This is a genomic window from Comamonas sp. E6 (assembly GCF_001010305.1).
Classification (GTDB): domain Bacteria; phylum Pseudomonadota; class Gammaproteobacteria; order Burkholderiales; family Burkholderiaceae_C; genus Comamonas; species Comamonas thiooxydans.
This window is the reverse complement of the sequence record NZ_BBXH01000027.1, coordinates 22319-37557: the sequence shown is the minus strand read 5'-3', so window position 1 is coordinate 37557 and position 15239 is coordinate 22319. Positions and strand designations below refer to the sequence as shown.

At 55.9% G+C, this 15239-nt stretch carries 13 protein-coding genes; 5 read left to right on the top strand and 8 right to left on the bottom strand.

Annotation, left to right across the window (positions count from 1 at the left end; translation table 11 throughout):
- Positions 1–5: 5 nt before the first annotated feature.
- On the bottom strand, positions 6–272 hold the full coding sequence (locus tag CSE6_RS21760; RefSeq protein ID WP_238585763.1) for a hypothetical protein: 267 nt from the start codon (positions 270–272) through the stop codon (positions 6–8).
- 253 nt (positions 273–525) lie between these two features.
- A complete protein-coding gene (gene cadR / locus CSE6_RS21755) occupies positions 526–945 on the bottom strand; it encodes a Cd(II)/Pb(II)-responsive transcriptional regulator (protein WP_059441466.1) in 420 nt (139 codons plus the stop codon).
- Positions 946–1131: 186 nt separating this feature from the next.
- Between cadR and CSE6_RS21750 the strand changes: the two genes are divergently transcribed.
- From CSE6_RS21750 to CSE6_RS21735, 4 genes are all read left to right on the top strand, one after another.
- Positions 1132–4059, top strand: coding sequence for a heavy metal translocating P-type ATPase (locus CSE6_RS21750; protein ID WP_193751160.1), 2928 nt, complete (start codon positions 1132–1134; stop codon positions 4057–4059).
- Complete coding sequence (gene lspA, locus CSE6_RS21745) at positions 4049–4555, top strand: signal peptidase II (protein ID WP_059441464.1); 507 nt, start codon at positions 4049–4051, stop codon at positions 4553–4555. Before CSE6_RS21750 ends, lspA begins: the two co-directional genes overlap by 11 nt.
- 87 nt (positions 4556–4642) lie before the next feature.
- Complete coding sequence (locus tag CSE6_RS21740) at positions 4643–5446, top strand: undecaprenyl-diphosphate phosphatase (protein WP_059441463.1); 804 nt, start codon at positions 4643–4645, stop codon at positions 5444–5446.
- 231 nt (positions 5447–5677) lie between these two features.
- Positions 5678–7627 carry a cytochrome c/FTR1 family iron permease gene (locus CSE6_RS21735; protein WP_059441462.1) on the top strand — a complete coding sequence of 650 codons (1950 nt, stop codon included), beginning with the start codon at positions 5678–5680 and terminating at the stop codon, positions 7625–7627.
- A gap of 574 nt (positions 7628–8201) precedes the next feature.
- Here the strand turns inward: CSE6_RS21735 and CSE6_RS21730 are convergent.
- On the bottom strand, positions 8202–8588 hold the full coding sequence (locus CSE6_RS21730; protein WP_083994787.1) for a type II toxin-antitoxin system VapC family toxin: 387 nt from the start codon (positions 8586–8588) through the stop codon (positions 8202–8204).
- A complete protein-coding gene (locus tag CSE6_RS21725; protein WP_059441461.1) occupies positions 8588–8803 on the bottom strand; it encodes a DUF2191 domain-containing protein in 216 nt (71 codons plus the stop codon). The genes CSE6_RS21730 and CSE6_RS21725 overlap by 1 nt, the downstream gene beginning before the upstream one ends.
- An 85-nt stretch (positions 8804–8888) precedes the next feature.
- Here CSE6_RS21725 and CSE6_RS21720 point away from each other — a divergent pair, with 85 nt between their 5' ends.
- Positions 8889–9707 carry a SprT-like domain-containing protein gene (locus CSE6_RS21720; protein ID WP_059441460.1) on the top strand — a complete coding sequence of 273 codons (819 nt, stop codon included), beginning with the start codon at positions 8889–8891 and terminating at the stop codon, positions 9705–9707.
- 314 nt (positions 9708–10021) lie between these two features.
- Here CSE6_RS21720 and CSE6_RS21715 read toward each other — a convergent pair whose 3' ends face one another.
- The 4 genes from CSE6_RS21715 to CSE6_RS21700 form a co-directional block, all read right to left on the bottom strand.
- A complete protein-coding gene (locus CSE6_RS21715) occupies positions 10022–12472 on the bottom strand; it encodes a heavy metal translocating P-type ATPase (RefSeq protein WP_083994786.1) in 2451 nt (816 codons plus the stop codon).
- Between the two features lie 351 nt (positions 12473–12823).
- The gene (copD, locus tag CSE6_RS21710; protein WP_019042273.1) at positions 12824–13750 is read right to left on the bottom strand and encodes a copper homeostasis membrane protein CopD; all 927 of its coding nucleotides are present in this window, start codon (positions 13748–13750) and stop codon (positions 12824–12826) included.
- A 4-nt stretch (positions 13751–13754) separates the two neighbouring features.
- Positions 13755–14141 carry a copper homeostasis periplasmic binding protein CopC gene (gene copC, locus CSE6_RS21705; protein WP_059441458.1) on the bottom strand — a complete coding sequence of 129 codons (387 nt, stop codon included), beginning with the start codon at positions 14139–14141 and terminating at the stop codon, positions 13755–13757.
- Positions 14142–14250: 109 nt separating this feature from the next.
- Entirely contained in the window at positions 14251–15222 is a 972-nt protein-coding gene (locus tag CSE6_RS21700; RefSeq protein ID WP_003055078.1) for a copper resistance protein B, read from the bottom strand.
- Positions 15223–15239: the final 17 nt, after the last annotated feature.

Below are 15239 nucleotides of genomic sequence, written 5' to 3'. Positions count from 1 at the left end.
GTAAGTTAAAGATCTTCTTCTTGTTGACAATAATACTGAAGGTCCGCCATGCCTACTTCTCCATTCTGGAATGCTGTATGAGCATCGTATGCAGAGGAAATTGAGGTGCTTTCTTCAATCGTCCTGGGTGACGTGAAGAAGGCCAAGGCTGCATTCCAGAATGATCCGAGCACCAACCCACCAATAATGAGGGCGAATCGCCAAAGTAGGCCGATGAGTGAGATAAAGAACTTGAGCATAAGAAGCCCCAACGATGTGAAATGGATCTTCATGTTTCCCTGGGCGATCGTGCATTCCACACGATCCAAATTGAATGACTTCCACATCCCTCGAAGGTTGGGCGTGAAGCTTCTATGTATCGAACCGACTGAGGTTCAGATTGTCAACGTTGCGAGATCAAATCAGAAGTACCAGTGCAAGTATGCGCAATACACCGAAAGTCCATCATCGATGCAGACGCCTCGTGTAAATCAAATCTCTTCCGAGTCAAACTCTTGGGTTCGCTGAGTAGACGGCCGATATCTTTCATAACATCCTTGGCACCGGACTTTGCAACGCCGACGACAGGCCATCAAGTATTCCACACAGCTCGATGACCTGCCCGGAACAGCATTGCGCTCTAAGGGCGATCAACTGTCCCTCGAGAGCCTTCAGCTCCTCAATGCGTTTGACTAGCTGCAGGATATGTTTGTCCAGAAGCTCATTGACCTCGCCGCAAGGTTCACGCTGCCTATCTTTCAATTGAAGTAAAGACCGGATATCGTCCAGCCCAATATCCAACGAGCGGCAATTCCGCACAAACGCTAGTCGCTGGACGTGCGATTCGTCATATCGCCTGTAGTTGCCTGCCGTGCGCGCTGCAGGTGGCAGCAATCCCTCCTGCTCGTAGAAACGAATTGTTGGGATCTGCACCCCTGTCGCGCTGGCCAATTCACCGATCTTCACTCTGTATTCCCTGGCACTAGTTGCGGGTTTCCCTTGACTCTCAATCTGCTTTAGGGTTTTTAATGATGCGCTAGATAGGTTCCGAAGTCAAGTGACGGCGTGATGATCAACCAGAGTGCGCTGTCGCATCTGATGCCGTTACTACGTGCAGCGAACCAGCGATCAGGAATTCAAGGACAACTGACTATGAACAATGCAATGACGCAAGCAACTTGCGGCTCAACATGCGGGTGCGCTACAGGAATCACGAAAGCGACAGTTGCGCCGCTCGTGACGGGTTTTTTCATAGGCAATATGGACTGCCCTAGTGAGGAAGCCCAGATCCGCAAGCGGCTAGCGCAAATTGATGGCATCCAAGATGTAGTTTTTGACTTGCCCGCTCATTACTTGGAAGTAGTGCATGAGCCTGCCGGCCAAAATGCAATCCTGCGTGCACTTCACGACATTGGCATGCAGGCGGTCGTGCAGCCCAGGTCTTCGCAGCTTGTCTATCTCATCCAGCAAATGGATTGCCCCAGCGAAGAACGCCAGTTGCGCGCAACGCTGGAGCCTTTGGAAGGGGTACAGAAGTTGGACTTCGACCTGAAGACCCACACGTTGACGGTATCCCATACGCTCACCGATACCACTCCGATTGCCCAGGCCATCGTGAATCTGGGTATGCAGCCGGTACAAAAGACGGCGGGTAGCATGCCAATCGCTGTCGAAGCCCTCCCCCCTCGCATGGTGGCGTCTTCAATCCGGACACCAGTGACAGGCAACGGTACACGCTTCCTTATTCCGAATATGGATTGCCCCACCGAAGAGGCAACGATCCGTAAGCGCCTGGGTGCAATCAACGGTATTGAGCGACTGGATTTCAACCTGATGGGGCGACGGCTGGATGTGCTGCATCATTTGCCGGACCCTGCGCCGATCCTCAAGGCGCTGAACGATGTCGGCATGAAGGCCAGCATCGAGCGCAGCGGCGATACCGCGCTGCAGGGCCAAGCCATCTACCTCATCGAAAAAATGGACTGTCCAACCGAGGAGGGGCTGTTGCGCAAGGCGCTCGAAGGTATGCCAGGGGTGAAAGCCCTGAATTTCAATCTGATGGGTCGTACGCTTACGGTGAGCCACGATCTTGCCGATCTGGCTCCGGTGACGACCGCGATTGAGCGACTCGGCATGGCTCCAGTGCTCCAAAGCACCTCTGACCCAGAGCCATCCGCGCCCCGTGATTTCGGCACCAGCATCTCGCGCGGGCAATGGATTCGGATGGCGGTCTCCGGCGTACTAGCGCTCGGCGCAGAGGCCATGGTCTTCGCGGGGGCATCCGAGGCTTCCTGGCCCATCATTCTTGCGTGCCTCGCGGCCATCAGCTTGGGTGGGGTTGAGACCCTCAAAAAGGGCTGGATTGCGCTGAAGACGCGCTCGCTGAACATGAACCTGTTGATGACGGTCGCCGTCATCGGTGCGGCCCTGATTGGGCAGTGGCCTGAGGCAGCGGTGGTGATCTGGCTCTTCGGTATCGCTGAGATGATTGAGGCCTTGAGCCTGGATCGGGCCCGCAATGCCATCCGCAAGCTGATGGATCTGGCGCCGGAGAACGCATTGGTACGCCAGCCTGACGGGCAATGGCATGAAGTCAAGGCGGATTCCGTGCCACTCGGCAGCATTGTACGGGTGCGTCCGGGCGAACGCATCGCATTGGATGGTGAAGTCGTCGCGGGCCAATCATCGGTAAACCAGGCGCCGATCACCGGTGAGAGCATGCCCGTGGAGAAAACCGCCGGTGCCACGGTCTTCGCCGGTACCATCAACGAGCGCGGCACGCTGGAGTTCCGCGTTACCTCTCGAAAGGGTGAAACCACTCTCGACCGTATTGCACGATCGGTGCAGGAGGCGCAGGGGCAACGCGCACCCACGCAGCGCTTCGTGGACAAGTTCGCCAGCATCTATACACCGGCGGTCTTCGCGGTTGCTCTCGCCGTTGCGGTCATTCCTCCGTTCGCTTTCGGGCAGCCCTGGTTCGAATGGGTCTACAAAGCGCTAGTGATGCTGGTCATTGCCTGCCCCTGCGCTTTGGTGATCTCCACGCCGGTTACCGTGGTCAGCGGCCTGGCAGCTGCCGCACGCCGGGGCATCCTTGTCAAGGGCGGTCTTTACCTCGAACAGGGGCGGCACCTGAAATCGGTAGCTTTGGACAAGACGGGGACCCTGACCTATGGTCGCCCTTCTCTGACCGATGTCATACCGTTGCGTGGTCAGCCGACGGAAGAAGTTCTGCGGATTGCTGCGAGCATCGATGCGCTGTCGGAGCATCCTGTGGCCACTGCCATCGTGGCCAGCTACAACCAACCGCATGCTCAGGTGGGCAAGTTCGAAGCGATCCCTGGACGAGGCGTCAAAGGCTACGTCGATGGAGATGTCTATTACGTCGGCAACCACCGGCTGATCAACGAACTGGGACTTTCAACTCTCGAGATCGAGACTCAGCTCGATGCGTTGGAGAACGAGGCCAAGTCCGTTGTGATCCTCGCAACTGACCAGCAAGTACTCGCCCTGCTGGCCGTGGCCGACACGGTGCGCGACACCAGCCGACAAGCGATCGCCGAACTCAAGTCGCTGGGGATCGAGCCAGTAATGTTGACTGGCGATAATGCGAAAACCGCGCAAGCTGTGGCTGCGCATGTGGGCATCACCGACGCCAAGGGCGAACTACTTCCCCAGGACAAACTATTGGCAATCGAAGGGCTACTGGCACGCGGGCCAGTTGGTATGGTGGGGGATGGCGTTAACGATGCGCCAGCGTTGGCCAAGTCGAGCATAGGCTTTGCGATGGGCGCTGCTGGTACCGATACAGCGATCGAAACGGCTGACGTCGCATTGATGCAAGACAACCTCCGTAAGCTTCCTGAGTTCATCCGGCTATCGCAACGCGTTGCAGGCATCTTAACGGCCAATATCGTGTTTGCGCTTGGGACAAAGGCGGTGTTCATGGCCTTGGCATTTACTGGATATGCAAGTCTGTGGCTGGCGATTCTGGCTGACATGGGGGCTAGCCTGGCCGTCGTTTTCAATGGGATGCGCTTGCTGCGGTCGTCTGAGGAAATCAAGCCCCATGGCCATTAAGAGAACTAATTTGTGGGTGTATCTGCTGGCCGTGACTGTGCTTGCCGTCGACATAGCGACCAAGGCGGCCATAGTCGCGTGGATTCCCTTGTATGGCTCTCATGAAATCACGCCATGGTTCAGCATCGGGCATTGGCTGAATCCAGGTGCGGCCTTCAGCTTCTTGGCGCAGGCGGGTGGGTGGCAACGCGGCTTTTTTGTTGCTATCGGGTTCGCTGCTTCTGCCCTTCTCACCTGGCTCATTGCCTGCGAGAAGACTAAAGCACCTGAGGCTGTGGGCTATGCGGCAATTCTCGGAGGCGGGCTCGGCAATGTACTTGATCGTCTGCGGTATGGGGCCGTGGTGGACTGGCTCGATTTCCATTGGGGTGATTGGCACTGGCCGGCGTTCAATGCCGCCGACATTGGCATCACCCTGGGAGCGGGGGTTCTGCTGATCGCTGCTTTTCGCGGCCATGGACGAAACGGCGCAGATTCCCATACACCAGCACGATGATCCATCTTTTCATTGACATATGCGGAGCCGTGAACATGGCTTCGGAGAAACTGATGCCCCACTCGGCGTCACCACTGCCGTCTGCAAATGCACGCTGAACTTGTTCTCAAGACGCTAATGATGGGCGTCGTCGAAGGCATCACGGAATTCTTGCCAGTCTCTTCGACAGGGCACTTGATTCTGGCGGGCAATGCGCTCTCATTCCTTGCGAAAGAGAAACGCGACGTCTTTGAAGTGTTCATCCAGTTCGGCGCGATGCGCGCGGTCATCTGGGAATATAGGGCTCGTCTGGCAGGCGTTGTTGTCTCAGCGCGTGCCGATCAGGGCGCTCGCCGGTTCTTAGTGAACCTCGCCATTGCATTCATGCCTGCGGCAGTGCTCGGATTGCTGATTGGATCTCATGTGCAGAGGCTGCTATTTAGTCCAGGGCCAGTGGCCGTCGCACTCGTAGTCGGTGGTATCGCGATACTGTGGGCCGAGCGGCGGCCCGTGAATGTAAAGGCCGAGCGTGCCGAAGAGATCAGTCGAATCGACGCATTGAAGATTGGCTTCGTGCAGTGCCTTGCACTTTGGCCGGGTACTTCGCGCTCAGGCTCGACGATTATCGGCGGGCTATGGTTCGGGGCTTCACGGCAGGCGGCGACGGAGTTTTCGTTTTTCCTTGGCATTCCAATCTTGGGGGCCGCCTCCGGATACAACCTCTTCAAGCACTGGGACGCATTGTCAAGCGACGATATCGGCGTTTTTGTAATGGGTCTCCTTGCCTCTTTCGCATTTGCGCTGCTTGCCATACGCCTTCTGATGCGCTATCTGACCGGACATGGATTTGGAGTTTTCGCGTGGTATCGCATTGCACTGGGAACACTAATCTTGGCAGCGGTCGTCACGTAATCGTTCAGTAACCACGACGAGGATGGATATGTTGCCTCTTATAGGCGTTCAGCCCAGTTGGCCGTGACTCGATCGAGAAATATAACCTAAGTTATGCGGCGTTGTTGGTTGAATCATTTTTTTGCCTACAACAAGCAAACCTCCTTTTTAGAAACCTATGCTGAACGGCCTAGGGCAACGCCCAGTGGACCATATCCTGAATAAAATGAGAATCAATAACACTTCCATATCATGAAAATGCTTTCTCTTTACGCCAGAAGATTCCTGGCAATAGCCGCATTGTTTGTGCTCTGGTCGGCTTCTCCTGCCTGGTCTGCCGACCCTGCTGTAAGCGATCAGGCTAAGCAGACCTGGCAGTTGCTGGACTACCTGGCGGTCGACTACGGTGGCGCAGTAAGCAACGGCCAGATTCAAAGTGCGAGCGAATACGAAGAAATGAAGGAATTCGCGGCAACCGCTGTACTGCAGCTCGCCGCATTGCCGAGCACTCCGATGCTGCCCGAGTTGCAGCGGCAGGCCAAAGTGCTCGGAGACCTTATTGCCGCAAAGGCGGACGCCAAAGCAGTGGCCGACAGTGCCAATTCGCTGGCTGCGGCGTTGGTCAAAGCCTATCCGTTTCCGCTATCTCCGACTCAGCCACCGGATCTCGCACGCGCTAAGGTGCTGTTTGAAACCAAGTGCGCGTCATGCCACGGGGCAACGGGTGCTGGCGACGGCCCACTCAGCACCAAGCTAGACCCGCCCCCGATCGCCTTCACCGATCATGATCGTGCCCGTTCGCGAAGTGTGCTCGCGCTGTACCAGGTTATTTCTCAAGGCATGACCGGCACATCGATGCCGGGCTTTGGCACGCTCGCTGACGAGGATCGATGGGCGCTGGCCTTCTTCACAGGAACACTGTCGCATGACGATGCCATGCGTGCTCGCGGCGAACAATCCTGGGGTCGAGACACCGCCGCTAAGGCTGTCTTTCCCGACCTAGCTGCTGCAGCGACCTTGACCGAAGCCGCTTTATCCGAACTGATAGCTCCAGACGCTGCTCGCGACCTCACCGCATATGTTCGTAGCCACCCAGAAGTCACCGCTGTCGTGAGCGGCTCTGGCGGACTAACCCAGGCCCGCTCGCTCCTTCAGGAGAGCCTTGCCGCGGCGCGCGCGGGTGACCGGGCCAGCGCAACACGACTGGGCCTGTCGGCCTACTTGGATGGTTTTGAGCCGCTGGAGCCTGCATTGCGCGCGCGCAACCAGGCACTTCTCACAGAAGTCGAAAATGCCATGCTGGCCTATCGCGGTGCGCTCGCCGGTGGGCGGTTGGAACAAGCCGATGCCACAGCACAGAAGTTGGACGATCTGTTTGCCCAGGTGGACGCCGAACTCGGCGCTAATAAGGCAGACCCACTAACCACCTTCGTTGCCTCCCTCACGATCCTGCTACGCGAAGGGGTTGAAGCGCTGTTGATCGTCGTGGGAATGCTGGCTTTCCTGAAGAAGGCAGAGCGACGCGATGTGCTGGGCTATGTGCATGGTGGTTGGGTGGCCGCACTGGCTTGCGGTGGTCTGACCTGGGCGGTGGCCACCTACTTCATGAGCATCAGCGGCGCAAGCCGTGAGGTGACCGAGGGGGTTTCATCTCTGTTCGCGTCCGTTGTGCTGCTGAGCGTAGGGCTCTGGATGCACCAGAAAAGCGCAGCGGGCAAGTGGCAGGCCTACCTAAAGGAAAAACTTTCGGCAGCTATGACGCGGCGTTCAGCGTGGGCATTGTTCGCCTTGTCGTTCATCGCCGTCTACCGCGAGGTGTTTGAGACCGTGTTGTTTTACTCGGCACTGACCAGTGACGGCAACAACAGTGCCTTGCTAGGCGGATTGGTATGCGGAGTGGCCATCCTAGCCGTCATTGCATGGCTTATGCTGCGGAGCAGTGCGCGCATGCCGATTGGCAAGTTCTTCAGCCTCAGTTCGATCCTGGTTGCGGTGCTCGCGGTAGTGCTCGCTGGCAAGGGGGTTGCCGGCCTCCAGGAGGCCGGCTGGTTGAGCGCGAGCCCGATCCATTGGCCGCGCATTGAAGTGCTTGGCATCTATCCGTCAGCGGAAACCGCGATTGCCCAAGCTTTGGTGTTTGCCGTTGCTTTAGCGGGCTTTGCCATGAACGCCGTGAAGGCTCGAACCCCCCGAATCGTTTGAGACTAATAGGCGCACTTAGTGGGGTGTTTCGGGCATGCTCCGAGCCCCCTACTCTCAGAGATCTTCAGGCGCCAGCAAAAACATGATCCATTGGGGAATGTCCAACAGCAGTAGCCGGAAGCACACACCTGTACTGCCAATAACGGATGCCTGTTTTAGTCCAATTTTCGGCGGTTGGTAGCAGCTAAACGAAAGCCCACGATGGCTCGCGAATTTAGAGCTCTGCTAGTACGCTTTGCGCCTAAACGAATGTCTTAACCAAAGAGCCTGCCGTGGACGGCAGGCTCTTTTTTTATATCAGCGGCTCGGTTTCAGTTCCGTAACCATGGCCTTGCCATTGATCGCCTCTGCTTGGAACGGAATGGAGTGAGTTGCTGCTGTCATGGCTTTTACCTGCATGGATGTACAGTATAAAAACCTGAAAGCTTATTTGCGCTATGACGTTGATGGCATTTAGCTAATGCTGCGGATTGAGTAGCAGCACTTCTTGTCTTAATGCGGTCGGCGCGACTTCAGGATGCGGCGAGGTTCGGCGTCTGCTTATCCGATCGACGAAGAAGGGCTTTCCCGACTCTCAATGCGTTGGTATGGCATAGGCCACGCCAAGCTGAGCGGCCAACTCCGCGAGGCGTCGATCTGCAGTCCAAAGCAAAGCGCCTGGTGTGATTAGCGTCGAGGCCAGCAGCGATAGATCGACCAAGCCGCAGCCCTTACCGAATAGCTTGTTATTCTCAAGGAAGGCCAAAGTCTCGGGAATTGACGCTTCCTGGCTCGGACGCAGCATGGCCAAAGCTGCGAGCGTATCGGCACGCGGCGCTGGCGGCGTGCCGCAGGCCAACTCTGCATGCACCATGGGATGCATCAGCACGCTGTCTTGCACCAGCAGCTCCTGCAGGTGTGTGTCGGCCTCACGAAAATGCCTCACCCACACCGATGTATCGACTAGAACGGACACCGGCATCAGCGAGAGCCTTCAGCATCCGCCTCACTGCCACGGCGTGGCACATCAGGCATGTCTGGCACGCTTCCGCCCAGGGCAGCCAAGCGCTTGCCTGCCTCGACGCGAGTGAAGGTTTCAAGTGCTAGGCGTACTAGTTCAGGCACAGCAATACCAGGCGCTGCAACAGCACGGGCACGGTTCACGACTTCGTCGTCGATCGTAAAGGTCGACCTCATGGCTACTCCTTTAACATCAAATTTGATGCATTGTCGCATCAGATTGGATGTTTGTGAATGATGATTTGTATTGCACAATACAAATATGATCAATCAGCCAAACCAGCTTGACCTTGTGTCCTCACCCCGCTTGGCGCCCACGCAGGAAACCTACAAGGAGCTGCAGATGGCCTACGACCATTTCAACGAGCGGCTGTTTGAGGGGCAGCTTCCAAGCTGCTTGATTACGCTGCAGTGGAAAAAGCGGACTTTCGGCTACTTCTCTGCAGCTCGCTTTGCCTCGTTGGACGGCTCAACCACGGATGAGATTGCGATGAATCCGACCTACTTTGCGGTCGTACCGATCATCGAAACACTCCAGACCCAAGTCCATGAAATGACGCACTTGTGGCAGCACCATTTCGGAAAGCCTGGGAGAGGCCGGTACCACAACGAGGAATGGGCACGAAAGATGGAAAGCATTGGGCTCATGCCCTCTTCCACCGGGCAACCCGGTGGCGCGCGAACCGGTGATTGCATGGCGGACTATGCGGTCGCAAGCGGCAGGTTTCTGACTGCTTGCCAGGAGCTGCTGACAGCAAAGTTTCAGCTCAGTTGGTACGATCGTTTCCCTTCGGTAGATCACGTACTTGCAGGCCAAGCCAGCATGGCCAACCACATTCAAGGAATTGAGGGCAGCAAGCCGCCGATGGTCAGCATGCCCGCATTGGCAGAAGCTTTGAAGCCCGCCGGCCAAGCTTTCGCGACCGCTACCGATGATGAGGGGGCACTGATTGCCCCTGCGAACAAGTCGAACCGAGTGAAATACAGTTGCACCGGCTGCAAAGATTCGATATCCGTCTGGGGGAAACCGGGCATTAAGCTGATATGTGGTGAGTGCAGAAAAAGTTTTGACGTTCAATAAATCATCAACGACAGGAGATTCATCGAGCGCACGCATAAACTTCGCTCGTTTGACCGGACTGGCTAACATCTGCCTGCATTCCATTCTGGCTTGTCTTAGAAAGAACAACTGACAATCATTCGGTTTCCGGTATGGAGAGCGACTGGACTGCCCCGCTACAGTAGATAATTCCCAGCCTCTTGCTCAAGCACGCTCAAACGTTTTGAGCGCAGTCCGGCACCATCAAGCTCAATGCTTGTATTCACCCGATGAATGACCCCGAGGCATTGAGCGGAACGGCCGCGTAAGTAAACTGAAATTCACCAATGCGATAGCTATCTTCTTAAACGCAATGCATTGAAGATCACAGATGCCGAACTCAGGCTCATAGCAAGTGCCGCGATCATTGGCGACAGAAGCCACCCTGTGAACGGATACAGAACTCCCGCTGCAATTGGCACACCAATTCCGTTGTAGATGAAGGCAAACAGCAAGTTCTGTCGCATATTGCGCACTGTGTCAGTTGAGATTTCACGAGACTGGGCAATGCCACGCAAATCACCCTTGACCAGCGTGATCTGACCGCTGTTCATTGCTACGTCGGTCCCGGTTCCCATGGCCACACCTACATCAGCTTTTGCCAAGGCCGGCGCATCGTTGATCCCATCACCAGCCATGGCAACCACATGGCCTTCACTTTGCAATCGCTCCACGAGAGCTAGCTTGTCGGCGGGCTTGACTTCGCCATGGACTTCATCAATTCCAAGCTTGGCACCAACAGCCTTGGCTGTGGTAAGACCATCTCCGGTTGCCATGACAATTCGCAAGCCGCTTGCATGAAGCGTTTGGATGGCATCCAGAGTGCTAGCTTTGATAGGGTCTGTTACCGCCAAAATGCCCGCGAATTTCGCATCAACCGCTAAATGAATGATGCTTGCCCCCTCTCCCCGCAGACGTTCTCCGTCTGCTTGCAAGGAGGATGCAGATACGCCTTCTTGCGCCATCAGTGTGGTGTTGCCTAATGCCAAGCGCCGTCCTTCAACGGTTCCTCGTACACCAATACCGCTGGCGGAATCGAAATCCGCAGGTTTTGCGAGCTGCAAGCCTTGTTCGCGTGCAGCTCGGACGATGGCATCCGCAAGCGGATGCTCGCTACCTTGGTCCAAGCTAGCGGCAAGCCTCAAAACTTCGTCAGTGGTGAAATCTGGAGCAGGAATCGCTTTATCGAATGCAGGCCGACCTTCTGTCAGGGTGCCCGTTTTATCTACGATGAGCGTATCCACTTCACGCATTTTTTCGATGGCGCCTGCGTCACGGAACAAAACGCCTTGCTCTGCAGCGCGCCCTGTGGCCACCATTACTGACATGGGTGTGGCCAAACCTAGCGCGCATGGGCAGGCGATGATGAGTACCGCGACGGCATTGATCAACCCAAACACCCAACTGGGCTCTGGGCCAAAAATGCCCCAGACGAAGAAGGTCACTACAGCGACTAGCACGACAACCAGAACGAACTTTCCAGCCACTACGTCGGCCATTCGCTGCATCGGTGCCTTCGACCGTTGGGCCGATGCAACCATCTGAACGATCTGGGAAAGCATGGTGGCAGCCCCCACCTTTTCTGACCTCATGACCAGAGCTCCACTCGTATTGAGTGTGGCGCCGATCAGTTTGTCGTCAACGCGCTTTGTCACAGGTATTGGCTCGCCCGTGAGCATCGATTCATCAACGGCGCTTTGACCTTCCGTGACAATGCCATCCACGGGTACTTTCTCGCCTGGACGTACGCGCAGCAGGTCTCCGACATGCACGTGGCTGAGGGGAACATCTTCCTCACTGCCATCTGCATTGATACGCCTTGCCGTCTTAGGAGCTAGGCTAAGCAATGATTTGATAGCGGCCGAGGTCTGAGAGCGAGCCTTCAGCTCAATGATCTGCCCCAACATGGTCAAAGAAATGATGACCACCGCTGCCTCGAAATAAACAGCTACACGGCCCATGGATACGAACGAGTCGGGAAACACACCAGGTGCCAGCGTCGCTACGAGGCTGTAGACAAAGGCGGCTCCCGATCCCAAGCTGATCAACGTCCACATGTTCGGACTGCGGTGGATGATTGACTGCCAGCCTCGAACAAAAAAGGGCCAGCCCGTCCATAGCACCACGGGCAGGGAAAGAGTCAACTCGACCCATGTTTGGGTCTGCATAGTGAACCAGCCGAACTTGTGTCCGAACATGGCCAGAGTGGTAACAATCAGGGTGAGTGGTAGCGTCCACCAGAATCGCCGTTGAAAGTCTTGCAACTCGCTGTTGTCCTCTTCTCCAACCGGGATCAGTGGCTCCAGAGTCATTCCGCATTTAGGGCAGTTTCCGGGATGATCTTGCCGGACCTCCGGATGCATCGGGCAGGTATAGATCGTTCCGGCGGGAACCACGCCCGAGTCATCAAACGATTTCTGATCTGAATGACTTGCAGCCACATGAGCATGTTCGTGCGAGCTGCGTAACTGGGCCTCAGGCACTAAATGCATTTGGCATTTAGGACAACGCCCCGGATGATCTTGATGGACTTCAGGATGCATTGGGCATACATAGACTGAGCCCTCTACTGCGTGATCCGCCTGCCCGCTACTCGATATGAATTGCGCAGGGGCATGAGCAAATTTTTGCTGGCAATCGGCACTACAGAAGCGATAGGTCCGTCCCTCGTGAACTATCTGATGAGGCGACTGTAGAGAGACAGTCATGCCGCAAACAGGATCTTGCAAAGGCTCAGCCTCAGTCATGGTGTTTTCCAACTCAACTGACTCTGAAGAAGATCGATGCTGATGATGATGCATGCCGATGGCCCTTCACGATGTTGGATCGATTCTTGGCCCTTACACCATGTGAATGTCAAGCCAGAATCTGCTCGAAAAACAACTCTATCCACCTATTCTGAGATAGCGCAATCAGAGTTCGCTGCTTGTGGCCATCTCAATTTAAGAAATAGTTCTTTGTTGAGATGGCCTTTGTCTGACTACATGACGCGGACGCCATCCAAGCATGAATCGACGGAAGCGTTTTACCCTTCCTATCAGTGTCTACGTCTGCTTAGAGCAGCTCCGCTTCTGCTGTCGGTGGTTGATCTCGGAGGATCAAATTCCTTTTGGGGAAAGAATCCCTAGCCAAGCCACACTCGCCAAAACCAGAACTGCAAGTGTTGTCTCCATGAACAGGCTCTGGCGTAGCTTAGCGACTGCTTGCGCGCGATTCCCTGAGCCCAATGATGCCTCCAGACTTGGACTAAGCCGGAACCGATTTGCAGCTGCCAAAGCAAGCATTCCGAGAACCAGCACTAGCTTGCCTAGCAGCAACTGACCATAGAGTGTCGAAACAAGCGGATCAAGCGAAGGCCCTGCGATCAATACATAGTTGACTACACCACTGGCCGCAAGAACGAAAACGATCAGCGTTCCGACATGGGCAAAGCCGTTTGATGTGCGGCTCAATATGGCGACAGTGTCCTGTGTCGCATTTGCCCTACTTGTGGCTAAGATCAAAAAAGCAAGCAACGCGCCGACCCATGCACCTGCTGCCCAGAGGTGGGAGATGTCTGAAGCAAGGTGGATGTATCCACGCATTCCGTCGTCCATCGCTCCATGACCAGCCCAGGCCAGTGTCGCCAGCGCTACACCGCTAGATACGGACATGGCAACGAAGCGAAACGTTGGATTGAACTTCACTAGGGCAATCAAGATGCAAAGCGCTAGCGCAAGAATACGAATGCACCAAGCAAGGCCCATGTGAGTGCCGGTGATGAGCATCTCGAAGATATGCGTTGACAACTCGGAGTAAGTTTGCGCACCGGACATGGCCTTGGCAAGGACTGTCATGCCAATCACTGACAGTCCAATCCCGATTACTGCACATACACCAACGCAAACGCGATAGCGACGCGCAATTGCCAAGGATCGCTCGTCATGGCCAAGGGCATAGACGCCGAACACGGCGACGCCAAAAGCTGCAGCCATGTCCAGATAAAGCGCGAGGCGCAAAACGATGGTGAACCAATCCTCGGCCATTTGGTTACTTCACCTGAAATGTGACATTGCCATTGATCGGGTGTGTGTCCGAAGACACGGCACGCCAATCCACGCGATAGGCACCGGGTTGAAGTGCTTGCGCAGGAGTAATGACCATGGTTTTGCCATCGCTAGCGCCAGAGACGCTTGCGCTGACCTTCATTGCACCGTGGTTCGGCATCCCGGGCATGCCCGTCATGATCAAGTTCGCAGCCGAGAACTGAGGAACCAGCGTTTCCGAGAACTTCAGCTCAATCGTTGCAGGTGCAGCAACCTGCGACTTATCCGCAGGAGAGGAGGAAACTAACGAAGGATGTGCAAATGCTGCGGAAGCGAACAGTGTTGCGGCAATTGGCGCGATGAACTTAGCGACCAGGTTTGAGCGGTTCATGAGGACTCCTATCTAAGTGTGATGGTGGTTTGAAAACAGATGTCGAATCTAGGTCTGTAGAGTTGGCGCTCCCAAGGACGCGCCAACTAGGAAGGGGACATTGGCCAGGCTAGAACCAGAAGCGGACACCGGCCACCCATCGTGTTTGTTGAGCACGGCCGCCGTCTGCACGAACGAGATCAGCGGTTCGCCCGAAACTGCCCGCACGTTCGACGCCGATATATGGAGCGAACTGACGGCTGAACTCGTAGCGCAGTCGCAAGCCCGCAGATGCTTCGGCTAGGCCCTTGCCGATGTGGCGCTCTGGATCATCCTTGCCGTAAAACTGCATTTCAGCTCTAGGCTCAAGGATCAGGCGCTGAGTCAGCAATAGTTCGTAGCTTGCATTTAGGCGAAGCGCAGTTCTGCCGCCACTGCCAACATAGGCTGTGGCCTCCAGCTCGAACCAGTAAGGGGCCAGGCCCTGCACACCAAATGCCAGCCATTGACGGCTAGGTCCCACGCCGTTGTCTAAGCGCAGACCAAGCTGTGTATCCCAATAGGTTGTGGCAGCACGGCTCCATAGCAGTTCGGTGCGAGACTCTTCGAGCTTTCCTTTGGCGACGTCACCTTCTGCCTTCAAGACAGCTTTGTTGTATGAGGTCCCGTACCATGCTTGCAAGTCATAGGCCGTTGAATCATCACCTCTGCGTGAAAAACGGCGTTCCAGGGTCTCACCACGCAGCGAGGCAAAGGTATGCTCGTCCGCAAGCATCAAGCGCGGGACGCCAGGCACCGCGTAATCGCCCGATCCCAAGGTCAACCCATTGGAATACCCATGTGGGTCGCGAGCATCTGGAGGTGCGGATCCCCCTTGCATCTGCATGCTGCCGTGATCCATCGCAGGGCCGCTTGCAGCGCTGCCAGTCATAGCACCATGACCTGCATGTGGATCAGCTGCAGTTGTGGCAGGGCTTGCCGGTGCTTCCATTTGCATATTCGCTTGGCCATGCGATGAATGGTCGCTTTGCGCCTGGGCCGCAATACTCACCAGAGCGAGGAGCGCAGTGGACAATGCACGAATAGGGAGTGCTTTGGACATTTTTGATCTTCCTTGTG